Raw genomic sequence first — 24,868 nt, 5'->3', positions numbered from 1 at the left:
CGCGCCCCGCAGGGACCAAGAAGTGGTTGGAATCACGAACCCGCGGGTAGGTGCGGCTACCAACCCATGACGCGACCGGGTTCCCCAGGGGAAACACACGGTGAAGCCTCCGGACACCCGTCCCGGCCCACGCCCCCATGACCCGGTCGTGTCAGTGCCCGCAGGTAGATTCGTCTGAGGCCGGTGTGCCGCCCGCACGCGACATCGACCGGCCGTTCCCGACGATTGCAGGAGTGATTCGCGTGGATCGTGTCGCGCTGCGCGGCCTGAAGGCCCGCGGGCATCACGGGGTGTTCCCCAGGGAGCGCGAGGAGGGCCAGACCTTCATCGTGGACCTCGTCCTCGGCCTGGACACCCGGCCGGCCGCCGCCGACGACGACCTGACGAAGACCGTGCACTACGGCATCGTGGCCGAGGAGGTCGTGGCCGTGGTCGAGGGCGAGCCGGTGAACCTCATCGAGACACTCGCCGAGCGGATCGCCCAGACCTGCCTGAAGCACCAAGAGGTCCAGGAGGTCGAGGTCAGCGTCCACAAGCCGGACGCCCCGATCACCGTCCCCTTCGACGACGTGACCGTCACCATCACCCGGAGCCGAGTATGACCCGACCTTTCGCCCAGGGTCACAGCGACCCGACCGTCCAGCCGGTGCCCGCCTCGGTCGTCGAGCGAGTCGACGCCGCCGACACGACGCTGAGCAACCCCAAATGGGCCGTGATCTCCATCGGCTCCAACCTCGGCAACCGCCTGGAGACCCTCCAGGGAGCCGTCGACGCCCTCGAGGACACCCCCGGCGTCCGCGTGAAGGCGGTCTCCCCCGTCTACGAGACGGATCCCTGGGGCGTCGAGCCGGGCTCCCAGCCCTCCTACTTCAACGCGGTCGTACTCCTCAAGACCACCCTGCCCCCGTCCTCCCTGCTGGAGCGGGCCCACGCCGTCGAGGAGGCCTTCAACCGCGTCCGCGACGAGCGCTGGGGGCCGCGCACCCTGGACGTCGACATCGTCGCGTACGCGGGCGTCACCTCCGACGACCCGCAGCTCACCCTCCCCCACCCCCGCGCCCACGAACGCGCCTTCGTGCTCGCGCCCTGGCACGACATCGACCCCGAGGCACAGCTGCCCGGCCGCGGCACGGTGGCCGACCTGCTGTCGCTCGTCACCCACGAAGGCGTCGCGGCGCGCCAGGACCTGGAACTCCGACTGCCCGAGTAGTCGTTAAGGTCAAGACGACCACAGTCCGGGATCGGTCCGGGGGAGCTGAAGGGACACCGTGAGAGAGCTGCGCATCAGGGTGCTGGCCGGCGTGTTCGTCGTCGCCGGAGTCCTGTCCTGGGCGGGCGCCCGCCTCTGGAACTCGATCGGGACACTCCCCAGCGTCCCCCTGGCCGCCCCCATCGTCCTCGCCCTGATCGCGGTGGTCCTGCTCTCCACGGCACTCTCGCTGCGGGCCCGCTTCAAGGCCCAGCGCGAGCGCCGCCCCGGCGCGAAGGGCGTCGACCCCCTCATGGCCGCCCGGGCGGTCGTCTTCGGCCAGGCCAGCGCCCTGGTGGCCGCCCTGGTCGCCGGCATGTACGGCGGCACGGGCGTCTTCCTCCTGGAACTCCTCGACATCCCCGCCCGCCGCGACCAGGCCTTCTACGCCGGCTTCTCGGTCCTGGCGGGCATCGGAGTCATAGCGGCGGCCCTGTTCCTGGAGCGAGTCTGCAAACTCCCCGAGGACGACGACCAGAACCACACGGGGGCGGAGCCGGTGGCCTGACCACCGGCTCCCGGCAGAGGTCGGTCAGCGCGCCATGATGAGGCTCATCGCCTCGTTGCGCGTCGCCGCGTCCCGCAGCTGACCGCGCACCGCCGAGGTGATGGTCTTCGCGCCCGGCTTACGGATGCCGCGCATCGACATGCACATGTGCTCGCACTCGACGACCACGATCACGCCCCGCGGTTCGAGTATCTCCATCAGGGAGTCCGCGATCTGCGTCGTGAGACGTTCCTGCACCTGCGGGCGCCGGGCATAGACGTCCACCAGGCGAGCGAGCTTGGACAGGCCGGTGATCTTGCCTGAAACGGACGGAATGTAACCAACATGGGCAACACCCCTGAACGGCACCAAATGGTGCTCACAGGTGCTGTAGACCTCGATGTCCTTCACCAGGACCATCTCGTCGTGCCCCAGGTCGAACGTCGTCGTCAGGACGTCCTCGGGCTTCTGCCACAAGCCCGCGAAGATCTCCTTGTACGCCCGCGCCACCCGGCCCGGCGTCTCCCTGAGACCCTCGCGGTCCGGGTCCTCGCCGACCGCGATCAGCAGCTCCCGTACGGCGTTCTCGGCGCGCTTCTCGTCGAACTCGCCGATGGAGCCCTCGCCGTCCAGGGTCACGGGGTCGGTCATCTGGTTCCTCGTTCCTGTGCCTGTCACGCGTGCGTCCACGCGCTCTGTCCGCGGACATGCGAAATGCCGCGCCCCCCAGGCTAAAACCTGGGGGGCGCGGCATTCATTCCGGCCCTGTCGGCCGGGACGCGGTCAGTTGTCGGGGCGGTCGTCCGGGGTCTGCTCCGTCACCGGGGCGGACTCCGACGCCGTCGACTTGGCCGTGCTGATCGCCGCCGTCGCTCCGTTGGCCCCGTTGGTCAGTGCGAGCTCCTTCGGGGAGAGCACCGGCGGGCGGGTGGAGGGGGTGCGGCGGGAGGAGCCGGTCCACGCGGGCCGCGGCGGGCGCTTGTGGATCGGGGCGAAGATCTCGGCGATCTCCTCCTTGCCCAGGGTCTCCTTCTCCAGCAGGTGAAGGACGAGCTGGTCGAGCACGTCGCGGTTCTCGACCAGGATCTCCCAGGCCTCGTTGTGCGCGGTCTCGATGAGCTTCTTGACCTCTTCGTCGACCAGCGCGGCGACCTCTTCCGAGTAGTCGCGCTGGTGAGCCATCTCACGTCCGAGGAAGGGCTCGCTGTTGTCGCCACCGAACTTGATCGCGCCGAGCCGCTCGGTCATGCCGTACTGCGTGACCATCGCGCGGGCCAGGCTGGTGGCCTTCTCGATGTCGTTGGCGGCGCCGGTGGTCGGGTCGTGGAAGACCAGTTCCTCGGCCGCGCGGCCGCCCAGCATGTACGCCAGCTGGTCGAGCATCTCGTTGCGGGTGGTCGAGTACTTGTCCTCGTCCGGGAGCACCATCGTGTAGCCGAGGGCGCGGCCGCGGGACAGGATCGTGATCTTGTGGACCGGGTCGGAGTTCGGGGAGGCCGCCGCGACCAGGGCGTGACCGCCCTCGTGGTACGCGGTGATCTTCTTCTCCTTGTCCGACATGATCCGGGTCCGCTTCTGCGGGCCCGCGACCACGCGGTCGATCGCCTCGTCCAGCGCCTTGTTGTCGATCAGCTTCTGGTCGCTGCGGGCGGTGAGCAGCGCGGCCTCGTTCAGCACGTTGGCGAGGTCGGCGCCGGTCATGCCGGGGGTGCGGCGGGCGACGGCGGCCAGGTCGACGTCGGGCGCGACCGGCTTGCCCTTCTGGTGGACCTTGAGGATCTCCATGCGGCCCTGCAGGTCCGGCGGGTCGACCGCGATCTGGCGGTCGAAGCGGCCGGGACGGAGCAGCGCCGGGTCGAGGATGTCGGGCCGGTTCGTCGCGGCGATGAGGATCACGCCGCCCTTGACGTCGAAGCCGTCCATCTCGACGAGCAGCTGGTTCAGGGTCTGCTCGCGCTCGTCGTGACCGCCGCCGAGGCCGGCGCCGCGGTGGCGGCCGACCGCGTCGATCTCGTCGACGAAGACGATCGCCGGGGCGTTCGCCTTGGCCTGCTCGAACAGGTCACGGACCCGGGAGGCACCGACACCGACGAACATCTCGACGAAGTCGGAACCGGAGATCGAGTAGAAGGGGACCCCGGCCTCGCCGGCCACGGCGCGCGCGAGGAGCGTCTTGCCGGTACCGGGGCGGCCGTAGAGGAGCACGCCCTTGGGGATCTTGGCGCCGACGGCCTGGAACTTGGCGGGTTCCTGCAGGAACTCCTTGATCTCGTGGAGTTCCTCGACGGCCTCGTCGCAGCCGGCCACGTCGGAGAAGGTCGTCTTCGGGGTGTCCTTGGTGATGAGCTTGGCCTTGGACTTGCCGAAGTTCATGACCCGGGAGCCGCCGCCCTGCATCTGGTTCATCAGGAACAGGAAGACGACGACGATCAGGACGAAGGGCAGCAGGGAGAGCAGCACGCCGACGAAGGGGTTCTGCTTGGACGGCGAGACCGTGTAGCCGTCCGGAATCTGCTTGTCCTGGTACTTGGTCTGCAGCGTGCCGGCGATGGTCACGCCCTGGTCGCCGATGTAGCTCGCCTGGATCTTCGAGCTGCCGTCGACCTTCTGACCGTCCTTGAGCGTGACCTTGACGGTCTGCTCGTCACCGGTGGTGAGTTTGGCCGACTGGACCCTGTTGTCGTTGATCGCCGCCACGACCTGGCCGGTGTCCACCGTCTTGTAGCCGCCGGACGAGCCGACGACCTGCATCAACACGACCACGGCAAGGACGGCCAGCACGATCCACATGACCGGCCCACGGAAGTATCGCTTCACGTCCATCCATACGGAGCGGTGTCGCCCCGTCCCTCCTGCCATAGTGAGTTTGATAAGACAGTTCTTCTGACGGTACCCCAGCATTGTTGCCCGAAGCCGCACGGAGCGGCTTCGACGGCCGGCAATCCCGTCTCTGCATGCTCCAACGGCCCGAAACCCGCTGGGGTTCCCGATCGTCTTACATGGGCTGGCCCTGTTGGCTCAGCCTGGGCTCAGCCGCCGTAGACGTGGGGCGCGAGCGTACCGACGAACGGCAGGTTGCGGTACTTCTCGGCGTAGTCGAGGCCGTAGCCGACGACGAATTCGTTCGGGATGTCGAAGCCGACCCACTCGACGTCGATGGCGACCTTGGCGGCGTCGGGCTTGCGCAGCAGCGTGCACACCTTGAGGGAGGCGGGCTCGCGCGAGCCGAGGTTGTTGATCAGCCAGGACAGGGTCAGGCCGGAGTCGATGATGTCCTCGACGATCAGGACGTGCCTGCCCTTGATGTCGGTGTCGAGGTCCTTGAGGATGCGGACGACACCGGAGGACTGGGTGCCCGCGCCGTAGGAGGACACGGCCATCCAGTCCATGGTGACGGGGGTGGACAGCGCCCGGGCGAGGTCCGCCATGACCATCACGGCGCCCTTGAGGACGCCGACGATGAGCAGGTCCTTGCCCGCGTACTCCGCGTCGATCTTCGCGGCCAGCTCGGCCAGCTTCACGTCGATCTCTTCCTTGGTGATGAGCACCTGCTGGAGGTCGGCACCCATGTCTTTCGCGTCCACCCGCATCACTTTCGGTCGTCCCGCACTTATGGCCGCAGTCACGGCCGCCGGCTGCCCGAGCCCGTCGGAGGGGTTGCTCCGGGGGGCCGGGATTTCAGCCTTGCCGAATCACCAGTCTGCCACCCTGTCGCTGGGCGACGACTTTGCCCGGGAGATTGATGGCTCCCTGGCCTCGCCAGCCGGTGATCAGCCGGTCGACTTCCTCGATGTGGCGGGCGAAGAGGGAACCGGCGGGTGCGCCGGCCTCGATGGCGGCCCGGCGCAGGATGCGGCGGCGTACGGCGGGCGGGAGGGCGTAGAGCTTGGCGCACTCCAGCAGGCCCGTGGCGTCGCGTACGGAGGCTTCGGCCTGGCTGGCCCAGGTGTCGAGGGCGTCGGCGTCGTCGCGCGAGAGCTGGGCGGTACGGGCGAGGGCCTCCACGACGCCTTTGCCGAGGGCCTTCTCGAGGGCGGGCAGGCCCTCGTGCCGCAGCCGGGAGCGGGTGTAGGCGGGGTCGGCGTTGTGCGGGTCGTCCCAGACGGGCAGGGACTGGGCCATGCAGGCCTTGCGGGCGGTCTGCCGGTCGAGGTGCAGGAAGGGGCGCCGGTAACGGCCGTCGGCCCCCGAGACCGCGGCCATGCCGGACAGGGAGCGGATGCCGGAGCCGCGGGCGAGGCCGAGCAGGACGGTTTCGGCTTGGTCGTCCCGGGTGTGGCCGAGCAGGACGGCGGTGGCGCCGTGGCGTTCGGCGGCTGCGTCGAGGGCGGCGTAGCGGGCGTCGCGGGCGGCCGCTTCGGGGCCTCCCTCGCGGCCGACGGTCACGGCGATGGACTCGACGGGGTCCAGGCCGAGTTCGCACAGCCTGAGGACGACCTCCTCGGCGCGGAGGCCGGAGCCGGGCTGGAGGCCGTGGTCGACGGTGACGCCGCCGGCGCGGATGCCGAGTTTGGGGGCCTCGAAGGCGAGGGCGGAGGCGAGCGCCATGGAGTCGGCGCCGCCGGAGCAGGCGACGAGCACGAGCGGGTACGGGCGCTCGGTCCGGCTCGGTTCGCGGGCTTCTTCGGTGGCCGCCGCGGCGGCTGTCGCTGCTGCTGCGGGTGTGCGGTTGTGGTCGATGAGGATGTCGTGGAGGACGCGGCGGACCGCCAGGCGTATCGCCGCGACCGCAGGATGGGGACCCATGTCCGGTTCCCTTCATGAAGTTTTCGGGGGGTGAGCCCGACGTCGGTCACTCAGAGTGTGTAGATGGTGACAGAAGCGGGCCGTTCCCCGAGCATTGCACGCCTACCCATGGCTCACGGTCCCTCGGACGGGTGATTGGAGAGGCGTTCGCCTGCCGTCGGCCGGATTCGTTTCACGACTCCCTCACCGGTTCACGACTCGGCCTTGCGGTGCACCCGTGCGACCCAGTCCGCCGGTTTGGCGATCTCGGCCTTGGTGGGCAGGGTGTTGGGGGATGTCCACACGCGGTTGAAGCCGTCCATGCCGACCTGGTCGACGACGGCTCGTACGAAGCGTTCGCCGTCGCGGTACTGCCTGAGTTTGGCGTCGAGGCCGAGCAGTTTGCGCAGGGCGAGGTCGAGGCGGGAGGCGCCCTTGGCCCGGCGTTGCTGGAACTTCTCGCGGATCTCGGCGACGGTCGGTACGACCTGGGGTCCCACGCCGTCCATGACGAAGTCGGCGTGGCCCTCGAGCAGCGACATGACGGCGGTGAGGCGGCTGAGGATCTCGCGCTGGGCCGGGGTCTGGACGAGTTCCACGAAGGAGCGTCCGCCGTCGTCCTCCTCGCCCTCGGGGCGGCCGCCGGCGAGGGTCTGGGCGGCTTCCCTGACGCGTTCGAGGACGGTCATGGGGTCGACGTCGGTCTCCGCCAAGAAAGACTGGATTTCGCCCTCGAGGTGGTCGCGGAGCCAGGGCACGGCGGTGAACTGCGTGCGGTGGGTCTCCTCGTGCAGGCACACCCACAGGCGGAAGTCGTGCGGCTCGACGTCGAGTTCGCGTTCCACGTGGACGATGTTGGGGGCGACGAGGAGGAGTCGGCCGCCGCCGTTCTCACCGGCCGGGAGGTCGCGGCCGGCGGGGGCGAACGTCTCGTACTGGCCGAGGACGCGGGAGGAGAGGAAGGACAGCAGCATGCCGAGTTCGACGCCGGTGACCTTGCCGCCGACGGCGCCGAGGACGGCGTTGCCGGGGCTGCTGCCGCGCCGTTCCTGCATCTTCTCCAGGAGGGGCCTGAGGATCTCCCGGAACCCGGCGACGTTGGCCCGGACCCATCCAGGCCGGTCGACCACGAGGACCGGGGTGTCGTGCGCCTCGTCGGTGCCCATACGAGTGAAGCCCCGGACGTGTTCCTCCGAGGCTTTGGCGTGCCGGCGCAGCTCCGCGACGACGGCCCTGGCCTCGTCGCGGCTGACCTCGGGTCCCGGACGTACGAGCCGTGTCGCGGTTGCCACCGCGAGGTTCCAGTCGACCATCCCGGGAGATGCGGTGCCACCGAAGCTCGTCATGTGTCAACCGTACGTGAGCGCTCCCTCTTGGGGCAGGCCGTGGGGCGGGGAGGGACGCGCGTGGTGCCGGGGAGCCCCGTACGCCGCCGGGCCCTTGCAGCCGGCCGTCCACCGCCCGGCGCCCCGGGCCGAACCCAGCGCGGACACTCAACTCCCCGTGGGCCGACGGCCAACTGCAGACGCGGACGGCACATGCCCGGGACCGAGCGGCGGCCGGTCGGCGGGGAGACTCGCGCCGACGAGCGGCCCACACAGCGGCTGCCGCCCAGCAGCCCGCGACCGCCGGGCGGCACGGACAGCGGACCTCAGTGCCGGGGGCGACGGATGCCGGGCGGCTCGCCCTCCGCGCCGAGACGCCGGTGGCGGTAGCGGCCTCGCGCCGGGCGGCTGCCCTAGCCGCAGCCGCACCCCGCCAGTGCCGTGGCTGTCTTGTCCAGGGCCGCCTGGGCCTGAAGGGGGTCTGTTGTGTTGGAGGCGAGGAAGGCGAAGGCCAGGAGGTGGCCGTCGTTGTCGACGACCGTGCCGGCCAGGGTGTTCACGCCGGTCAGGGTGCCTGTCTTCGCCCGTACGACGCCTGCCGCGCCGTCGGTGTAGCGGCCGGCCAGGGTGCCGGTGAAGCCGGCGACGGGGAGGCCGGTGAGCACCGGACGGAGGCCGGGGCGGGCCGGGTCGCCCGCGGTGACCAGGAGGGCGGTGAGGAGGTCCGCCGTGAGTCTGTCGTCGCGGTTGAGGCCGCTGCCGTCGTGGAAGGCGGCGCCGGACATGGGCAGGCCGAACTTCCTCAGCCGGGCGGCGATGGCCTTCGCGCCGCCGGCGAAGTCGGCCTGCTGGCCGCTCGCCAGGGCGGTCTGGCGGGCCAGGGCCTCGGCGATGTCGTTGTCGCTGTTGGTCAGCATGCGTTCGACCAGGGCGGACAGCGGGGGTGAGGAGACGGTGGCGAGGGTCTCGGCACGACTGGTGGCCTTGGAGGGGCCGGGCGCGGTGGTCTTGATGCCGGCGTCGCCCAGGAAACCGGCGAACTTCTTCGCCGCGTCCGCCGCCGGGTCGGCCACGCGGGTCGCCGGACCGCTCGTGGAGTCGTTGGTGCGGCCCTCGTCGGCGGCCAGAGCGCTGACGGGCGCGAGGTTGTCGTTGACGCCGACGGGGTGCAGTGCGGGGCCGGAGTAGAGCGTGGTGTCGTAGGACAGCGTGATCTTGTGGATGCCGCGCCGGCCCAGCTTCTCGGCGGTGTCGGTGGCGAGCGTGCGCAGGCTCGCCCAACCGTCGGCCTTCCGGTGGGCGGTGAGAGTGGGGTCGCCGCCGCCGACCAGGACCAGTTCGCCGGTGTCGGCCTCGAGGGCGGTGCGGGTGGTGAGGCGGTGGTCGGGGCCGAGGGCGGACAGGGCGGCGACGGCGGTGGCGATCTTGGTGGTGGAGGCGGGGGTGAGCGCCTTGTCCGCGTCGACGTCGTAGAGCCGCTTGCCGGTGGTGACGTCGACGACGGCCGCCGTGTGGCCGGCGCTGAGCGCGGGGGCGTCCAGGAGTGGCCCGAGGACGTCGGTGAGAGCCTTGCGGCCGGGCGGGGCCTTCTTGGTGCTGACGGTGCCCGTGGTGCCGCCAAGCCCCGCGAGGACGACCGGGGCGCTCGGTGCCGGCCGGGGTGCCGCCGCGGTCGCGCCGGAGGCGCCGTGATCTGCGCCACCTGGCCGCTCCAGAGCGGCGGCCCGGTCCCGCTCGGCCGTACGCTGACCGTTGGCGTCCCAGGGGCCGGCGGCTGTCACCACACCGGCGGCCAGCGCCAGCCCGGCGGTGGCGGCGCCCGCGCTGTACTGCCAGGTCCTGGCGTTCCGTGGACGGGGGAGGTGGGCAGGCCCGGGTCGCACCGCCCTCGCCAGCCGCGCGACCCCCGGTTTCGCGGCCGTCGCGGCGCGTGCCAGACGCGGTCGTACGGCGTTCGCGATCCGCACCACGTGCGGTTTCGCGGCTCGCCAAGGCCTCATCTCCGGCACGACCACCAGCCCCTTTCGCGATCACACACCTGCGTGAGGGACACTTAATCACCAGAACTATGTGTTGATCATGGAGGAGCCACCGGTGGAGTTCGACGTCACGATCGAGATCCCGAAGGGTTCGCGGAACAAGTACGAGGTGGACCACGAGACCGGTCGGATCCGCCTGGACCGCCGTCTCTTCACCTCGACCGCCTACCCGGCCGACTACGGCTTCGTCGAGAACACCCTCGGCGAGGACGGCGACCCGCTGGACGCGCTGGTCATCCTGGATGAGCCGACCTTCCCGGGCTGCCTCATCAAGTGCCGTGCGATCGGCATGTTCCGGATGACGGACGAGGCGGGCGGCGACGACAAGCTGCTGTGCGTCCCCTCGACCGACCCGCGGGTGGAGCACCTGCGCGACATCCACCACGTGTCGGAGTTCGACCGCCTGGAGATCCAGCACTTCTTCGAGGTGTACAAGGACCTGGAGCCCGGCAAGTCCGTCGAGGGCGCCAACTGGGTGGGCCGTACGGACGCCGAGGTGGAGATCGAGCGGTCGTACAAGCGCTTCAAGGAGCAGGGCGGCCACTGACCGGCCGGTTTTGCCCACCGCGGGCCGCGGCACCCTGACAGGGGTGGCCGTGGCCCGTTTGCGTGCGTGCGCATACTGAGGCCTACGGAAGGTGTCGTTCAGGGAGCTGTACGAGGTGACACAGGCGGAGGACCGGAAGCCGCGGTCGGACGAGGCACGGGCCACGTACGACCCGGAGACCACGTCCGAGTTCGCCATTCCCAAGGGCCTCGACGTGCCCAGAGGCGGCGGTGAGCCGGAGACCACGTCCGAGTTCGCCGTGCCGGAGGGCCTGCAGACGCCGCAGCCGCCCGGCGCGGAGCCGGAGGGGTCGGCGTTCAGCCTGCCGAACACGTACAGCGTCCAGGACGCCCCGCCCGCGTTCACTCCGGCGACCGGCATGCCGACGGTCAGCCTGATCAAGGACGCGCCCTGGCAGGACCGGATGCGCACGATGCTGCGGATGCCGGTGGCCGAGCGCCCGGCGCCCGAGCTCGTGCAGCGGGCCGACGAGGGCGGGCCGGCGGTCCCGCGCGTGCTCGACCTGACCCTGCGTATCGGGGAGTTGCTGCTGGCGGGCGGTGAGGGCGCGGAGGACGTGGAGGCCGCGATGTTCGCGGTGTGCCGGTCCTACGGCCTGGACCGCTGCGAGCCGAACGTCACCTTCACGCTGCTGTCGATCTCCCACCAGCCGTCCCTCGTGGACGACCCGGTGACCGCGTCCCGGACGGTGCGGCGGCGGGGTACGGACTACACGCGGCTCGCGGCCGTGTTCCAGCTGGTGGACGACCTGACCGACCCGGAGACCCATGTCTCCCTGGAGGAGGCCTACCGGCGGCTGGCGGAGATCCGCCGCAACCGGCACCCCTACCCCGGCTGGGCGCTGACCCTGGCGAGCGGGCTGCTCGCGGGTGCGGCCTCGGTGCTGGTCGGCGGTGACCTGATCGTGTTCATCGCGGCCGCGCTGGGCGCGATGCTCGGCGACCGGCTGGCGTGGCTGTGCGCGGGACGGGGGCTGCCGGAGTTCTACCAGTTCACGGTGGCGGCGATGCCGCCCGCGGCGATCGGTGTGGCGTTCGCGCTGGCGCACGTCGACGTGAAAGCGTCCGCCGTCATCACCGGTGGGCTGTTCGCGCTGCTGCCCGGGCGGGCGCTCGTGGCGGGCGTGCAGGACGGGCTGACGGGGTTTTACATCACCGCGTCCGCACGCCTGCTGGAGGTCATGTACTTCTTCGTCGGCATCGTCGCCGGCGTGCTGGTCGTCCTGTACTTCGGTGTGAAGGTGGGCGGCAAGCTGAACCCGGACGTGGCGCTGAGCATCTCCCATCGGCCGCTGCTGCAGATCGCGGCCTCCATGCTGCTGTCGCTGACGTTCGCGGTGCTGCTCCAGCAGGAGCGGTCCACCGTGCTGTGGGTGACGCTCAACGGCGGTGTCGCGTGGTCGGTGTACGGCGCGATGCACTACCCGGGGGGCATCTCGCCGGTGGCGTCGACGGCTGTGGCGGCGGGGCTGGTCGGGCTGTTCGGGCAGTTGCTGTCCCGGTACCGGTTCGCCTCCGCCCTGCCGTACACGACGGCGGCGATCGGGCCCCTGCTGCCGGGTTCGGCCACGTACTTCGGGCTGTTGAACATCGCGCAGAACCAGGTGGACAAGGGGCTCGTGTCGCTGGCGAACGCGGCCTCCCTGGCCATGGCCATCGCCATCGGGGTCAACCTGGGGTCGGAGATCTCCCGGTTGACGCTGCGGGTCGGCTCCGCCGGCAAGCGCCGGGCCGCGAAGCGGACTCGGGGTTTCTGACCGCTCGGCCCTCAGCGGTTGCGGTGGTCGTACGGGTACGGCTGCTGGTCGTACTGCTGCTGCCCGTACTGCTGCTCCGGATACTGCCGATCCGGGTACTGCTGCTGCGGATACTGCTGCTGCCCGTACTGCTGCTGGTCGTAGTACTGGTCGTCGTAGCCGCCCTGGTTCCAGTACTGCTGCGGCTGCTGCTGTTGCTGCGGGTGCGGCTGCTCGTACTGCTGCTCGTACTGCTGCTCCGGCTCGATACGGCGCAGGCGGGTAGTGGCGTCGTCCATGACCGGCTGCTGCTGGTACGGAGGCTGGAACTGCTGCGGCTCGGGCTGTTCGGCCGCCTTCTTGCTCTTGCCGCGCGCGCGGAGGAACTCGATCGCGATCGGGACCACCGACACGAGGACGATCAGGATGAGGATCGCCTCGATGTTGTTCTTGACGAAGCCGATGTTGCCGAGCCAGGAGCCGAGCAGGGTGACGCCGGCACCCCACAGGACACCGCCGATGACGTTGAAGACCAGGAACGAGCGGTACCGCATGCCGCTGACGCCGGCGATGATCGGCGTGAACGTGCGCACGATGGGCACGAAGCGGGCCAGGATCAGGGACTTCGGGCCGTACTTCTCGAAGAACTCGTGCGCCTTGGTGACGTTCTCCTGCTTGAACAGGCGCGAGTCCGGGCGGTTGAACAGGGACGGCCCGACCTTCTTGCCGAACATGTAGCCCGCCTGGTCGCCGAGGACCGCGGCGAGGCAGATCAGCGCGATGGCGCCCCACAGCGGGAAGTCCAGGTCCCCGGACGTGATCAGCAGACCACAGGTGAACAGCAGCGAGTCGCCCGGCAGGAAGAAACCGATGAGCAGGCCGGACTCGGCGAAGACGATGAGCAGCAGGCCCCAGATGCTGTAGGTGTCGAGCAGGTAGTTGGGATCCAGCCAGCTCGGGCCGAGGGCGAGTGTCATCACGGGTCCGGGCTCCTGAGGGGATGAAGGCGGCTACGGCGTCCTTGCGCGGTCGCACAAAGCTATCAACGGGATGTGACCGCCCCAGGTTCCACCGGTGCCTCCAGGATGCACTGTGCGGCGACTGGCACAAAGCTGTGAGCCATGGGACTCGATGACTACGGCGGCGGGCAGGGCCCCCAGCCGGACGTGCTGGTCGTGACGACGAACGACGTGCCCGGCTACCGGGTGCAGCAGGTGCTGGGCGAGGTCTTCGGACTGACCGTGCGCTCCCGGCACCTCGGCAGCCAGATCGGCGCCGGGCTCAAGTCGATGATCGGCGGCGAGCTGAAGGGGCTCACCAAGACGCTCGTACAGACCCGCAACCAGGCCATGGAGCGGCTGGTGGAGCAGGCACGCGCGCGCGGGGGCAACGGGGTGCTGATGTTCCGCTTCGACGTCACGGAGGCCGCGGACGTGGGCACGGAGGTGTGCGCGTACGGGACCGCGGTGGTCCTGGCCCGGGAGTAGGTCTCCTCCCGGGCCGGGATCAGACCGTGTGCCGGTCGGCGTTCGCGGCGATCGCCTCGCTCAGGTGGTCGGCGAGCCCGGGCCGCATGGAGTCGTAGAACGCCTTGAAGCGCTCGTCGGCGACGTACATCGAGCCCAGACAGCGGTGCATGGCGTGCGGGCACTCGTAGAACCACTTGCTGATGTGCAGGCGGTGTTCCTCGGCCAGGTCCATGGCCGCCTCGCCGGTCGCCTGCTCGCCGGCCGTCATCAGGGCGACGTAGCGCTCGGTCCAGTCGTCGACCTCGGCCTGCAGTCGCTTCCAGTCCTCCTTGGTGTAGCGGGCGGCCCGGCGCTGCGACTCGGCGTAGGGCTCGGTGCCGCCCCAGCGCCGCTCGGCCTCCTCGGCGTACTTCTCGGGGTCCTTGTCCCCGAAGACCTCGAACCGCTCCTCGGGGGTGAGGTTGATACCCATCGTGCGTGCCTCCATGGCGTGCTCCACGGCCGCGGCCATCTTCTGCAGCTGCTCGATCCGGGCGGTCAGCAGTTCGTGCTGGCGGCGCAGGTGCGCGCGCGGGTCGGCCTCCGGATCGTCGAGCAGGGCCGCGACCTCGTCGAGCGGGAAGCCGAGCTCCCGGTAGAACAGGATCTGCTGGAGCCGGTCGAGGTCGGCGTCGCCGTAGCGCCGGTGGCCGGCGTACGTCCGCTCGCTGGGTACGAGCAGGCCGATCTCGTCGTAGTGGTGCAGGGTGCGCACCGTGACTCCGGCGAACCCCGCGACCTGTCCTACGGAGTAGCTCACTTTCCGCTCCTTGTCGTCGGCGTCGTCGGTACGCCTCCACGCTGAGGCCTCACGCCACGTGAGGTGCAAGCCGGACCCGCTCCGGATGTTCGGCACGATTTGTCCGCTTATGGTGAGCCCGTGGCCCAGGACACCGACCAGCAGGCTCGCACGCCCCGTCCGGCGACCCCGGCGCGGGCCCTGCTGCCGCTGATCCTGCCCGCGGCCCTCGTGGGGGTGGCCGCGAGTCTGGTGTACATCGGGGTGAGCTCGGCGGCGGAGCAGCTCCAGCATGTGCTGTGGGGACCCCTGCCGGACGCGCTGGGCGTGGGCCCCTACTCGGTGCTGTGGATGTTCGTCATGCTCGTGGCGACCGGGATCGCCGTCGGGCTGGTGGTCTGGAAGGCCCCCGGGCACGCCGGGCCCGACCCGGCCACCACCGGTCTGGACGCGCCCGCCCTGCCCCCGGTCGCGCTGCCGGGCCTGGTGGTGGCGACCGGGCTGATGCTGGCCGGCGGGCCGAGCCTCGGCCCGGAGAACCCGATCATCGCCGTGAACGTGAGCCTGGCGGTCTGGCTCGGCGGCCGGTTCCTGCGCCGCGCGCCGGGCGCCCTGTGGCCGATGCTGGCCGAGGCGGCGACGATCGGGGCGCTGTTCGGCACACCGGTGGCGGCGGCGCTGGTCATCTCCGAGGCGCTGGCGGGGCGGCCGATGCGCGGGCAGTTGTGGGACAACCTGTTCGCGCCGCTGACCGCGGCCGCGGTCGGAGCCATGACGACCACCCTGCTCTTCCGTCCGGCCTTCGACCTGGGCCTGCCGCCCATCGGCCACCCCGGATGGGAGGACGTGCTGGCGGCGCTCGTGATCGCCTCGGCGGCCGCGCTGCTCGGCATGTGTGCCGTGCTGGCCTTCCCGTACGTCCACTCCGCCTTCCAGCGGCTGCGGCACCCGATGCTGATGCTGCCGGCCGGCGGGGCCGTCCTCGGGGCCCTGGCGGCCGTGGGCGGCCATCTGACGCTGTTCAAGGGGCTGGCCGAGATCGGGGTGCTGGCGCACGACCCCGAGGGATGGTCGGCCGGGCAGTTCGCCACGATGGCCGTGGTGAAGCTGGCCGCGCTGACGGTCGCGGCCTCCTGCGGGTTCCGGGGCGGCCGTATCTTCCCCGCCGTGTTCATCGGCACCGCCCTGGGTCTGTGCGCCCACGCGCTCGTTCCGGCCGTACCGCCCGCCCTGGGTGTGGCGACGAGCGTGCTGGGAATCCTCCTGGCGATCACCCGGCAGGGCTGGGTGAGCCTGTTCACCGCCGCCGTCCTGGTCGCCTCGCCCGTGATCATCGCCCTGCTGTGCATCGCCTCTCTGCCGGCCTGGCTGCTGGTGACCGGGCGGCCACAGATGCAGCTGCGGCAGGACGGCAGCTCTGTCCGCTGACCCTCACTCTCCGGTTGGAGGCACATCCATGGCCCTGCACAAAGGCCCCGAGAAGCACGACGAGCGGCCGATGTCGGTCAATCCGTTCTTCGGGGAGGCGAACCCGGTCGTAGAGATGATGGAGGCCCCGCCCAAGCACCGGCTCCCCGACCGGCCCCTGCCGCCCACCACGGCGGCGCAGATCGTGCACGACGAGCTGATGCTGGACGGCAACTCCCGGCTCAACCTGGCCACCTTCGTCACCACCTGGATGGAACCGCAGGCCGGGGTGCTGATGGAGCAGTGTCAGGACAAGAACATGATCGACAAGGACGAGTACCCGCGCACCGCCGAACTGGAGCGGCGCTGTGTGGCGATGCTCGCCGACCTGTGGAACGCGCCGGACCCGTCGGCCGCCGTGGGCTGTTCGACCACCGGGTCGAGCGAGGCCTGCATGCTCGCCGGGATGGCGCTGAAGCGGCGCTGGGCCAAGCGCAACGCCGACCGCTACCCGGGAGCGCGCCCGAACCTCGTCATGGGGGTCAACGTCCAGGTCTGCTGGGAGAAGTTCTGCAACTTCTGGGAGGTGGAGGCCCGGCTGGTCCCGATGGAGGGCGACCGGTACCACCTGGATCCGCAGGCGGCGGCGAACCTGTGCGACGAGAACACCATCGGGGTCGTCGGCATCCTCGGGTCGACCTTCGACGGGTCGTACGAGCCGATCGCGGACCTGTGCGCGGCCCTGGACGCGCTCCAGGAACGCACCGGCCTCGACGTCCCGGTGCACGTGGACGGCGCGTCCGGCGCGATGGTGGCGCCCTTCGTCGACGAGGACCTGGTGTGGGACTTCCGCCTTCCGCGCGTGGCCTCGATCAACACCTCGGGGCACAAGTACGGCCTGGTCTACCCGGGCGTCGGCTGGGCGCTGTGGCGGGACAACGAGGCACTGCCCGAGGAGCTGGTCTTCCGGGTCAACTACCTGGGCGGTGACATGCCCACCTTCGCGCTCAACTTCTCCCGGCCCGGCGCCCAGGTGGTGGCGCAGTACTACACGTTCCTGCGGCTGGGCCGGGAGGGCTACCGGGCGGTGCAGCAGACGACGCGGGACGTGGCGACCTCGCTGGCGTCCAAGATCGAGGCGCTCGGCGACTTCCGGCTGCTGACCCGGGGCGACGAACTACCGGTGTTCGCCTTCACGACCGCGCCGGACGTCCAGGCGTACGACGTCTTCGACGTCTCCCAGCGGCTGCGCGAGTGCGGCTGGCTGGTGCCCGCGTACACCTTCCCGGCGAACCGCGAGGACCTGTCCGTGCTGCGGGTCGTGTGCCGCAACGGCTTCTCCCACGACCTCGCCGACCTCTTCATCGACGACCTGACCCGCCTGCTGCCGACGCTGCGCCGGCAGCCGCATCCGATGACCAGGGACCAGGACGCGGCCACGAGCTTCCACCACTGACGGCCCGAAGCCCTGCCCACGGCCCCGCGACCGGCGGGGGAGCCCCGCCGGTCGACCGGTCAGCGGTCGTCTCCCGGATGCCGCTCCCCCGTCGCGTACGGGTTCTCCTGGCCCTCGGTGAGTACGCCGACGAAGGGTTCGCCCTCGCCGGCGAAGGTGTAGGCGCCGGCCGCCAGGCGGTCGATCAGCCCCTGGGTCCACGCCGCGTCGGAGTCGGCCGTGTGGAGCCAGAGGTTCATGATCTCGCCGATGTGGCCCAGCCGTTCGGGGCCGTCGTCGGGGAGGTAGTGCTCGGTGACGGCGGCCCGCCACTCCTCGATCCGCCGGATACGCTCCCCGAGCAGGGCCAGCGCCTCGGCCCGCGGCAGCTCGACCAGGAAGCCGATGGCCGCCGACTGGATGTCCGTCTTCTGGTCGTAGGAGACCAGGGACCCGCGGAGCAGCCGGAAGAACTCCTCCTGGCCGCGGTCCGTGATCTCGTACTCGGTGCGCGGGGGGCCGCCGGCGGTGGAGGGGGCGATCTCGTGCTCGTGCAGCAGTCCCTGCTTCGCCATCTGCCTCAGGGCGTGGTAGATCGAGCCCGGCTTGGCGTTGGACCACTCGTGCGCGCCCCAGTACTCCAGGTCGTTGCGGACCTGGTAGCCGTGGGCCCGCCCGTGCTGGCGGACCGCGCCCAGCACGAGAAGACGGATCGCTGACATGCGCTCCAGGTTATGGCCGGCCGTTACCCCTCCTGCTCCAGGGCCACCAGTTCGAACGCGGTCTTTCCGTCCAGCGACTCGCGGACGATGTCGGCGTGGCCGGCGTGCCGGGCGGTCTCGCGGATCAGGTGCAGACACAGCCAGCGCAGGGAGACGCGGCCCTCCGGCGGGAACCAGGGGTCGGGCGGCAGCGGGAAGCTGTCGTCCAGGCTCGGCGCGGAGCGGATGAACTTCTCCGTCTCGGCGGCGACCTCCTCCCAGTACGCGAGCTGGGAGGCGACCGTCTCGTCGCCAACCAGCTGGAAGGTCTCGTGCCAGTTCGACTCGTCGCGCCGGATTGCCGGCGGCTCCTGCTTGGCACGGGCCACCCAGCCCTGCTCGACTTCGGCGACGTGCTTGAGCAGGCCGCCCAGGGACAGCTCGCTGGCGCTGGGGCGGGAGCGGGCCTGCTCCTCCGTCAGGCCCAGCAGCGCCCGGCGGATCCCGCCGCGCTGCTCCTCCAGGAACGCGAGCAGCGCCCCTCGTTCGTCGCCCCGCGTCTCCGCTCCCACGTGAGTGACCATGACCGGCCGCCTTTCATCGGGTCCGTTTCCCTGACACCGATGACGCTACGGGCCCTTGCGGTCAGTTTCTGTCCGCAAGGGCCCGGCACGCGAAGGGGAAATCCCGAAGGGGAATCAGAACGGGAAGCCGCTGCGGCCGTGCTGCACCGAGATCCACTTGATCGTGGTGAAGGCCTCCAGGGTGGTCTCGCCGTTCAGGCGCCCGAGGCCGGAGTGCTTCTCACCGCCGAACGGGACGAGCGGCTCGTCGTGCACCGTGCCGTCGTTCACGTGGAACATGCCGGTGTCGATCTGCTTGGCGAACGCCACGCCGCGCTCGATGTCGCCCGTGTGGACGGCGCCGCTGAGGCCGTACGGGGTGTCGTTGACGATCCGGACCGCCTCCTCCTCACCGTCGAAGGGCACGAGGAAGACGACCGGCCCGAAGACCTCCTGCTGGAGCAGGGCGGAGTCGGCGGGCAGGTCGGTGAGCACGCTGGGCTCGACCAGGTTGCCGGTGGTGGTGCCGTGCACCAGGGCCGTGGCGCCTTCGGCGAGCGCCTGCTCGACCGTCGCCGAAACGGCGTTGGCCTGGGCGGAGTTGATCACCGGGCCGATGACGGTCTGCGGGTCGCGCGGGTCGCCGACCTTGAGGGTCCTGACCTTGGCGACGAACTTCTCGGTGAACTCGTCCGCGACCGAGCGGTCGACGAGCACCCGGTTCGCGGCCATGCAGACCTGGCCCTGGTGGACGTACCTGCTGAAGACAGCCGCGTCCACCGCGTAGTCGACGTCGGCGTCGTCCAGGACCACCAGCGCGCTGTTGCCGCCCAGTTCGAGCACCGAGCGCTTGAAGTTGGCCGCGCAGACGGTGGCGACGTGCCGGCCGACCTTGTCCGAGCCGGTGAAGGAGATGACCTTGGGCACGGGGTGCTCGATGAAGGCGTCGCCGATCTCGGCTATGTCGGTGACGACCACGTTGAGCAGGCCGCCGGGCAGGCCCGCCTCCTCGAAGATCTTCGCGACCAGGGTGCCGCCGGCGATCGGGGTGTTCTGGTGGGGCTTGAGCACCACGCCGTTGCCCAGGGCCAGGGCCGGGGCCACCGACTTGATCGACAGCAGGAACGGGAAGTTGAACGGGCTGATCACGCCCACCACGCCCACCGGCACCCGGTAGACGCGGTTCTCCTTGCCGTCGGCCGGCGAGGGCAGGATCTTGCCCTCGGGACGCAGTGCCAGGTGGACCGCCTCGCGCAGGAACTCCTTGGCGAGGTGCAGTTCGAAGCCCGCCTTCACGCGCGTGCCGCCCAGCTCCGCGATGATCAGGTCGGCTATCTCCTGCTCGCGGTCCTCTATGAGTCTGAGCGCGCGCTCGAACACCGCACGGCGGGTGTACGGGTTGGTCGCCGCCCACTGTTTCTGGGCGCGGGCGGCGGCCCGGTAGGCCTGGTCGACCTCGTCGACCGTGGCCACGGTGATCGAGGCCAGCTTCTCGTCGTCGTAGGGGTTGAAGTCGATGACGTCCCAGGAACCCGTGCCCGGACGCCATTCACCGTCGATGTACTGCTGGGCCAGGTCGCTGAAGTAGGACGACATGTGATCCCTCAATCACTAGCAGACGCCAGATCCCGGTCACGGTCTGATCGCTCGTCATCGTACTTGCGTCGCAAGCGAGTTGAAGGTGTCATCTCAAGACAGTTGAAGAAGACCGCGCAGCAGGTCCCGGCTCTCGTCCGGGCCGGGGCTGTCCTGCTGCAACTCCTTCAGCGCCTGCTCGTACTGGGCGACGTCCTCGCGCTTGTCGAGGTAGAGGGCGCTGGTCAGCTGTTCCACGTACACCACGTCGGACAGGTCCGACTCGGGGAAGCTGAGAATGGTGAAGGCGCCGCTCTCGCCGGAGTGGCCGCCGAAGCCGAACGGCATGACCTGGAGCCGGACGTTGGGGCGCTCGGAGATGTCGATCAGGTGCTGGAGCTGGCCGCGCATCACGTCGCGGTCGCCGTAGGGACGGCGCAGGGCGGCCTCGTCCAGGACGATGTGGAACTCGGGCGCGTTGTCGGCGAGCAGGTGCTTCTGCCGCTCCAGGCGCAGCGCCACGCGCCGCTCCACGTCGGCCGCGCTCGCGCCCTTCATACCGCGCCGGACCACCGCGCGGGCGTACGCCTGCGTCTGGAGCAGGCCGTGCACGAACTGCACCTCGTACACCCGGATCAGCGAGGCGGCGCCCTCCAGGCCCACATAGGTGGGGAACCAGCTGGGCAGCACGTCGGTGTAACTGTGCCACCAGCCCGCGACGTTGGCCTCTCGGGCCAGGGAGAGCAGCGACTCGCGCTCCGCCTCGTCCGTGATGCCGTACAGCGTCAGCAGGTCCTCGACGTCCCTGGTCTTGAAGCTCACCCGGCCGAGCTCCATCCGGCTGATCTTCGACTCGGAAGCGCGGATCGAGTACCCCGCCGCCTCGCGCGTGATCCCCCGTGCTTCACGCAGTCGCCTGAGTTGCGAGCCGAGCAGCATGCGCCGCACCACCGATCCGGGCTCTCCCGCGCTCACGTTCGCCAGCCTCCCCAACCGTCTTCAGGGGCCGAAGTCTGCCACTAAAACACTTCGAGCAGTACTCGTCCGGTTACGGAAACGGAAAGAGGTCAGCCGTTTTACGCAGCAAGAGGTCAGGACCTCTGACAAATACGAGGTCCATGTTGGCGGAAAAAATGGCCAAGAAGCGGTACGGGCAGGTTCAATTCGGTCGCGTGCACGTGCATCTGCCCTTGCATCTGCCCTACGCATCCGAAACCATGGTGCCGCGCCACCGCTGCATCGCAACGACCGCGACTCCCGGGAGTGCCTCGCATGGGGACGAATGGATCGACCATGCTCAAGCCGTTACGGCAGGGCCTTCCGCCGTTGGACCCCGCGACCGTGTCCGCCGCCGCCTCCTGTGCCCTGCCCGCCCGCTACGAAGCGGTGCGCGAGGCCCGGCGCTTCACACGCGGCACCCTGGACCAGTGGGACGTGGGCGACCGCTTCGACGACATATGTCTGGTCGTCTCCGAACTCGTGACCAACGCCCTGCGGCACGCGCTGCCGACCGACGCGGGATGCTCCGAACAGGCCGCGGTGCGGCTGCACCTGATGCGCTGGACCGAGCGGCTGGTGTGCGCGGTGCGCGACCCCAGCCACGACACCCCCGTCCCGCGCGACACCGACGACTTCTCGGCCGAGTCGGGGCGCGGGCTGTTCCTGGTCGACTCCTTCGCCGACAGCTGGGGCTGGCACCCGCTCGCCGGCACCCTCAACGGCAAGGTGGTCTGGGCGATGTTCCGGCTCGTGTCGGCCGGCTGACGTGCCGCGGAGCCGAGCGACGCCACGTTTCTACGCGCGTACACCCGGACTTCGCCCGGCGGTCACCCAGCCGTGGCGGCCGGGTGAGTCGTTTCAGCCGGCCACCAGGTGATCGAACTCCCCGTCCTTGACGCCCAGGAGCATGGCCTCGATCTCGGCACGCGTGTAGACGAGCGCGGGCCCGTCCGGGAAGCGCGAGTTGCGTACGGCGACCTCGCCGCCGGGCAGCCGCGCGAACTCCACGCAGGAACCCTGCGAGTTGCTGTGCCTGCTCTTCTGCCAGGCCACTCCGTCCAGCTGCGTGGCAGCCATGCCGTTGTACACGTCGTACCCCCCGTACACGCCGTCAACGTCGCGGTCCACAGGTCGCTCCCCGGTGGTGCACTGGCTGATGTGGCCATAGGTGCTGTGGTCAACTGACCCGGATCATAGCCCTGTTCATGTGCAGATGCATGAGCAGATGCACGTGCACGCGGGGTGGTCCCGCGATTACAGCTTTGACGTGTGCTTTACCGAAGCTGTTCCAGCGTCTGCCCAAGGGAAGGCAGCACATGCCCCCTCCAGCCTCCGCCCATGATCTTCCGCGCCATCATCTGCGCCGGGTCGTCCGGATCGAATCCCTCGTGCACTAGGAAGAGACGCGTACCGCGCCCTTCCTGTTCCAGGGTCCAGGTAATGGTCCAGTCCGTGGGATTGGCGGGATCGGCATCCGCCCACCGGAGGGACAGCATCCGCTCGGTGTCGTAGGCGAGGACCTGGACCTCTACGACACCGGAGAAGCGGGCGTTGGGACGCGGGACCGAGGTCATCCGGTACCGGTGACCGACCTCGAGCCGGAAGTCCTCGGCGCCCGGCATCTGCCAGCGGGCCAGCAGGACGGGGTCGGTCAGGGCCCGCCAGACCTTGGCGGGCGGGTGGGGGAAGAACTGGGCGACGCGGATCGTGGTGAGGTCGTCGGCGTCACCGTCGGGTGCTGTGCTCATGGCTGGTCATCGTCGGGCATGCGGTCGAGCAGATCGCCGAGGCCCTTCAGCCTCTCGCGCCAGAACCGCTCGTACGGATGGAGCCAGTCCTGCACGTCGGCGAGCGGGGCCGCCTCGAGGCGGTAGATGCGCTGCCGGCCGGAGCGCTGCTCGGAGACGAGGCCGGCCTCCCGGAGCACCTTGAGGTGTTCCGAGAGGCTCGGGCGGCGCATGTCGAAGTGGTCGGCCAGCGCCTGCACGGGCTGCGGCCCGCGTTCGCGCAGCAGCCGGAGCACCTCGCGGCGGGTGGCGTTGGCGAGCGCGGCGAAGACGCGGTCCTCGGCGGCGGTACCCGTCCCGTTCATGGAGCGGTCAGAAGCCTTCCTTCTCCGTCAGCAGCATCAGACCGTTGCCGTCGGGGTCCGTGAAGGAGGCCATCCGCCCCCAGGGGAGTTCGTCCGGCCCCTGCACGGGAGTCCCCGCCGCGGCGAGGCGGACGCAGTCCGCGTCGACGTCGGTCGTGACCAACATGATCCCCCGCGCGGAGCCGGGCTCGAAACCGCCCATCCCCGGACCCGAAAGCGTGAAGACGGTCTGCGCGCCCCGGGGGGCGACCTGCAGCCAGCGGCCCTGGGGCAGATCCCGGTCCGCTGTGACCTCCAGGCCGAGGACGTCGGTGTAGAAGCGCAGGGCGCGGTCCTGGTCGGAGACGGGAAGGGTGACGAACGAGGCGTGCGTGATGGTCATGCCAGGAGAATAGGTAGGGGAAATCCTACGAGTCAAGCGTAGGAAATCCCCTACCTGATGACCGGTCGCGGTGGTCCCGCGCGAGCGGACGCGCAGTGGATTCCTTCCCGGTGTCCGGAAGTGCCCCTCGTAACGGCTGGTAACTTGCTGCGGTCCCTCCGGTCCGGGGGGTTGTCGTCCGGTACGGGTCGAACGGCCCGCGGGGCGGCCGGCCCGCTACAGCTTGGGAGCTTGACGTGACTACGGCGACTGCAAGGGTGCGGACCGCGACCGCGGCCGCGGGGCTGGTGGGAGCGCTCGCGCTGGCCGCGTGCAGCGGAGGCGGCTCCGAGGACGGCTCCTCGTCAACCCCGAGCGCGACCCCGACCACCACCGCGGGTTCCGGCGCCGGCGCGGTGACGGGCGCCTCCGGCAAGCTCCAGGGCAGCTGGATCACCACCAGCAAGGGCGCGGTCGTGGCCCTGGTGATCGACGGCAGGAAGGCCGGGCTCTTCGCCACCGGCGGGACCGTGTGCAGCGGTGCGGCGGGCAGCGAGGCAGGCATGCAGATGATCCATCTGACCTGCACCGACGGCAGCAAGGACCGGGGCACCGGCATGGTCGACTCGGTGAGCGGGGACGGCATGCGGGTGACCTGGTCGGGCAAGCTCGGCCAGGAGACCTACACCAAGGCCGCGGGCGGCAAACTGCCCTCCGGGCTGCCGACCGCCCTGAAGCAGTGAATCGGTGAATTGCGGTGGGGCGCGTGAACGCGCCCCGGGCGCAGACGCCATGATGCGTGGAGACCGTCACGAACTCGATGGGACCAGCTCATGCGCGCCATTTCGCTCACTGTCACCGCTCTCGCCGCCGCCCTTGCCCTGACCGCCTGCGACGACGGCGGCGGGAGCGACGGCGGCAAGAGCAAGTCCGGGTCGGGCTGCGCGGTCGGCAAGGTCTCCGTACAGGCCGGCTCCGCGAGCGTGGCACCGGCGGCCGGGGACACCGGCCAGGTGGTCGTCAGCATGACCAACCAGAGCGCGCCCTGCACCCTGGAGGGCTTCCCGAAGGTCGAGGTGTACCAGCCCGGCCTCAAGGTCGCCCTGAAGCCCCAGCAGGGGGCGAAGGCGCAGCAGTTGAAGCTCGCGAAAGGCGACTCGGCGACCTTCACGGTCACCTATGTGCGCGGCAAGGACGGCGACGCGAAGACCCTGAAGGCCACGTCGATGAAGGTCACCCTGCCTGGCGGCGACGCCGCCCAGGACATCCCCTGGAAGTACGGGCCGATCGCCGGCAAGAGCAGCCAGAGCGACCCGAACGCCTTTGTCAGCGCCTTCCAGCAGGCCGGGGACTGAGGCCG

General features: G+C 70.2%; 27 protein-coding genes. 11 read left to right on the top strand and 16 right to left on the bottom strand.

What is annotated here, in order from left to right; translation table 11 throughout:
* Positions 1 to 242 precede the first annotated feature (242 nt).
* Genes folB through AC07CM_RS42605 form a run of 3 tightly spaced genes read left to right on the top strand, consistent with a single transcriptional unit; the run spans position 243 to position 1,757 of the window.
* Positions 243 to 602: a dihydroneopterin aldolase gene (folB, locus tag AC07CM_RS42615; protein ID WP_478881925.1), complete on the top strand. Its 360-nt coding sequence runs from the start codon at positions 243 to 245 to the stop codon at positions 600 to 602.
* Positions 599 to 1,210 carry a 2-amino-4-hydroxy-6-hydroxymethyldihydropteridine diphosphokinase gene (gene folK / locus AC07CM_RS42610; protein ID WP_478881924.1) on the top strand — a complete coding sequence of 204 codons (612 nt, stop codon included), beginning with the start codon at positions 599 to 601 and terminating at the stop codon, positions 1,208 to 1,210. Before folB ends, folK begins: the two co-directional genes overlap by 4 nt.
* A gap of 58 nt (positions 1,211 to 1,268) precedes the next feature.
* Positions 1,269 to 1,757: a DUF3180 domain-containing protein gene (locus AC07CM_RS42605; protein ID WP_478881923.1), complete on the top strand. Its 489-nt coding sequence runs from the start codon at positions 1,269 to 1,271 to the stop codon at positions 1,755 to 1,757.
* Positions 1,758 to 1,781: 24 nt separating this feature from the next.
* Here AC07CM_RS42605 and folE read toward each other — a convergent pair whose 3' ends face one another.
* The 6 genes from folE to dacB all read right to left on the bottom strand — a co-directional run bounded on the left by folE (position 1,782) and on the right by dacB (position 9,786).
* Entirely contained in the window at positions 1,782 to 2,387 is a 606-nt protein-coding gene (folE, locus tag AC07CM_RS42600; protein WP_478881922.1) for a GTP cyclohydrolase I FolE, read from the bottom strand.
* Between the two features lie 132 nt (positions 2,388 to 2,519).
* Positions 2,520 to 4,559, bottom strand: a complete 2,040-nt coding sequence (gene ftsH / locus AC07CM_RS42595) for an ATP-dependent zinc metalloprotease FtsH (protein ID WP_478881921.1) — start codon at positions 4,557 to 4,559, stop codon at positions 2,520 to 2,522.
* A 206-nt stretch (positions 4,560 to 4,765) separates the two neighbouring features.
* Entirely contained in the window at positions 4,766 to 5,326 is a 561-nt protein-coding gene (gene hpt, locus AC07CM_RS42590; RefSeq protein WP_478881920.1) for a hypoxanthine phosphoribosyltransferase, read from the bottom strand.
* Positions 5,327 to 5,414: 88 nt separating this feature from the next.
* Positions 5,415 to 6,482, bottom strand: a complete 1,068-nt coding sequence (tilS, locus tag AC07CM_RS42585) for a tRNA lysidine(34) synthetase TilS (protein ID WP_478881919.1) — start codon at positions 6,480 to 6,482, stop codon at positions 5,415 to 5,417.
* A 191-nt stretch (positions 6,483 to 6,673) separates the two neighbouring features.
* Positions 6,674 to 7,807 carry a zinc-dependent metalloprotease gene (locus AC07CM_RS42580; RefSeq protein WP_478881918.1) on the bottom strand — a complete coding sequence of 378 codons (1,134 nt, stop codon included), beginning with the start codon at positions 7,805 to 7,807 and terminating at the stop codon, positions 6,674 to 6,676.
* Between the two features lie 392 nt (positions 7,808 to 8,199).
* A complete protein-coding gene (gene dacB, locus AC07CM_RS42575; RefSeq protein WP_478881917.1) occupies positions 8,200 to 9,786 on the bottom strand; it encodes a D-alanyl-D-alanine carboxypeptidase/D-alanyl-D-alanine endopeptidase in 1,587 nt (528 codons plus the stop codon).
* Positions 9,787 to 9,880: 94 nt separating this feature from the next.
* Here dacB and AC07CM_RS42570 point away from each other — a divergent pair, with 94 nt between their 5' ends.
* Together AC07CM_RS42570 and AC07CM_RS42565 are read left to right on the top strand one after the other, a co-directional pair.
* Positions 9,881 to 10,372: an inorganic diphosphatase gene (locus AC07CM_RS42570; protein ID WP_073901115.1), complete on the top strand. Its 492-nt coding sequence runs from the start codon at positions 9,881 to 9,883 to the stop codon at positions 10,370 to 10,372.
* 115 nt (positions 10,373 to 10,487) lie between these two features.
* The gene (locus AC07CM_RS42565; RefSeq protein ID WP_478881939.1) at positions 10,488 to 12,149 is read left to right on the top strand and encodes a threonine/serine exporter family protein; all 1,662 of its coding nucleotides are present in this window, start codon (positions 10,488 to 10,490) and stop codon (positions 12,147 to 12,149) included.
* 11 nt (positions 12,150 to 12,160) lie between these two features.
* Here AC07CM_RS42565 and AC07CM_RS42560 read toward each other — a convergent pair whose 3' ends face one another.
* Positions 12,161 to 13,108: a DedA family protein gene (locus AC07CM_RS42560; protein ID WP_478881916.1), complete on the bottom strand. Its 948-nt coding sequence runs from the start codon at positions 13,106 to 13,108 to the stop codon at positions 12,161 to 12,163.
* Between the two features lie 141 nt (positions 13,109 to 13,249).
* On the opposite strand from AC07CM_RS42560, the gene AC07CM_RS42555 reads away from it, so the two are divergent.
* On the top strand, positions 13,250 to 13,615 hold the full coding sequence (locus tag AC07CM_RS42555; RefSeq protein WP_478881915.1) for a YbjQ family protein: 366 nt from the start codon (positions 13,250 to 13,252) through the stop codon (positions 13,613 to 13,615).
* Between the two features lie 19 nt (positions 13,616 to 13,634).
* Here AC07CM_RS42555 and AC07CM_RS42550 read toward each other — a convergent pair whose 3' ends face one another.
* On the bottom strand, positions 13,635 to 14,396 hold the full coding sequence (locus AC07CM_RS42550; RefSeq protein WP_478881914.1) for a MerR family transcriptional regulator: 762 nt from the start codon (positions 14,394 to 14,396) through the stop codon (positions 13,635 to 13,637).
* A 120-nt stretch (positions 14,397 to 14,516) separates the two neighbouring features.
* On the opposite strand from AC07CM_RS42550, the gene AC07CM_RS42545 reads away from it, so the two are divergent.
* The gene (locus AC07CM_RS42545) at positions 14,517 to 15,803 is read left to right on the top strand and encodes an ion channel protein (RefSeq protein ID WP_478881913.1); all 1,287 of its coding nucleotides are present in this window, start codon (positions 14,517 to 14,519) and stop codon (positions 15,801 to 15,803) included.
* A gap of 28 nt (positions 15,804 to 15,831) precedes the next feature.
* A complete protein-coding gene (gad, locus tag AC07CM_RS42540) occupies positions 15,832 to 17,238 on the top strand; it encodes a glutamate decarboxylase (RefSeq protein WP_478881912.1) in 1,407 nt (468 codons plus the stop codon).
* A gap of 59 nt (positions 17,239 to 17,297) precedes the next feature.
* Here gad and AC07CM_RS42535 read toward each other — a convergent pair whose 3' ends face one another.
* From AC07CM_RS42535 to AC07CM_RS42520, 4 genes are all read right to left on the bottom strand, one after another.
* Complete coding sequence (locus AC07CM_RS42535; RefSeq protein ID WP_478881911.1) at positions 17,298 to 17,939, bottom strand: PadR family transcriptional regulator; 642 nt, start codon at positions 17,937 to 17,939, stop codon at positions 17,298 to 17,300.
* Positions 17,940 to 17,962: 23 nt separating this feature from the next.
* Entirely contained in the window at positions 17,963 to 18,502 is a 540-nt protein-coding gene (locus tag AC07CM_RS42530; protein WP_478881910.1) for a DinB family protein, read from the bottom strand.
* 114 nt (positions 18,503 to 18,616) lie between these two features.
* The gene (locus AC07CM_RS42525) at positions 18,617 to 20,077 is read right to left on the bottom strand and encodes an aldehyde dehydrogenase family protein (RefSeq protein ID WP_478881909.1); all 1,461 of its coding nucleotides are present in this window, start codon (positions 20,075 to 20,077) and stop codon (positions 18,617 to 18,619) included.
* Between the two features lie 93 nt (positions 20,078 to 20,170).
* A complete protein-coding gene (locus AC07CM_RS42520; RefSeq protein WP_478881938.1) occupies positions 20,171 to 20,995 on the bottom strand; it encodes a helix-turn-helix domain-containing protein in 825 nt (274 codons plus the stop codon).
* A 354-nt stretch (positions 20,996 to 21,349) separates the two neighbouring features.
* Here AC07CM_RS42520 and AC07CM_RS42515 point away from each other — a divergent pair, with 354 nt between their 5' ends.
* The gene (locus tag AC07CM_RS42515; RefSeq protein WP_478881908.1) at positions 21,350 to 21,820 is read left to right on the top strand and encodes an ATP-binding protein; all 471 of its coding nucleotides are present in this window, start codon (positions 21,350 to 21,352) and stop codon (positions 21,818 to 21,820) included.
* A 93-nt stretch (positions 21,821 to 21,913) separates the two neighbouring features.
* Here the strand turns inward: AC07CM_RS42515 and AC07CM_RS42510 are convergent, their stop codons facing one another.
* From AC07CM_RS42510 to AC07CM_RS42495, 4 genes are all read right to left on the bottom strand, one after another.
* Positions 21,914 to 22,183, bottom strand: a complete 270-nt coding sequence (locus AC07CM_RS42510) for a DUF397 domain-containing protein (protein ID WP_067006203.1) — start codon at positions 22,181 to 22,183, stop codon at positions 21,914 to 21,916.
* Between the two features lie 146 nt (positions 22,184 to 22,329).
* Positions 22,330 to 22,803, bottom strand: a complete 474-nt coding sequence (locus AC07CM_RS42505) for an SRPBCC family protein (protein WP_478881907.1) — start codon at positions 22,801 to 22,803, stop codon at positions 22,330 to 22,332.
* Entirely contained in the window at positions 22,800 to 23,147 is a 348-nt protein-coding gene (locus AC07CM_RS42500; RefSeq protein ID WP_478881906.1) for an ArsR/SmtB family transcription factor, read from the bottom strand. Before AC07CM_RS42500 ends, AC07CM_RS42505 begins: the two co-directional genes overlap by 4 nt.
* Before the next feature lie 7 nt (positions 23,148 to 23,154).
* The gene (locus AC07CM_RS42495; RefSeq protein ID WP_478881905.1) at positions 23,155 to 23,529 is read right to left on the bottom strand and encodes a VOC family protein; all 375 of its coding nucleotides are present in this window, start codon (positions 23,527 to 23,529) and stop codon (positions 23,155 to 23,157) included.
* A gap of 236 nt (positions 23,530 to 23,765) precedes the next feature.
* Here AC07CM_RS42495 and AC07CM_RS42490 point away from each other — a divergent pair, with 236 nt between their 5' ends.
* Together AC07CM_RS42490 and AC07CM_RS42485 are read left to right on the top strand one after the other, a co-directional pair.
* The gene (locus AC07CM_RS42490) at positions 23,766 to 24,251 is read left to right on the top strand and encodes a hypothetical protein (protein ID WP_478881904.1); all 486 of its coding nucleotides are present in this window, start codon (positions 23,766 to 23,768) and stop codon (positions 24,249 to 24,251) included.
* Between the two features lie 90 nt (positions 24,252 to 24,341).
* Entirely contained in the window at positions 24,342 to 24,863 is a 522-nt protein-coding gene (locus AC07CM_RS42485; RefSeq protein WP_478881903.1) for a DUF4232 domain-containing protein, read from the top strand.
* The last annotated feature ends 5 nt before the right edge of the window (positions 24,864 to 24,868 follow it).

Source organism: Streptomyces sp. NPDC044061 (assembly GCF_056434305.1).
This window is presented reverse-complemented; position numbering and strand designations above follow the sequence as displayed.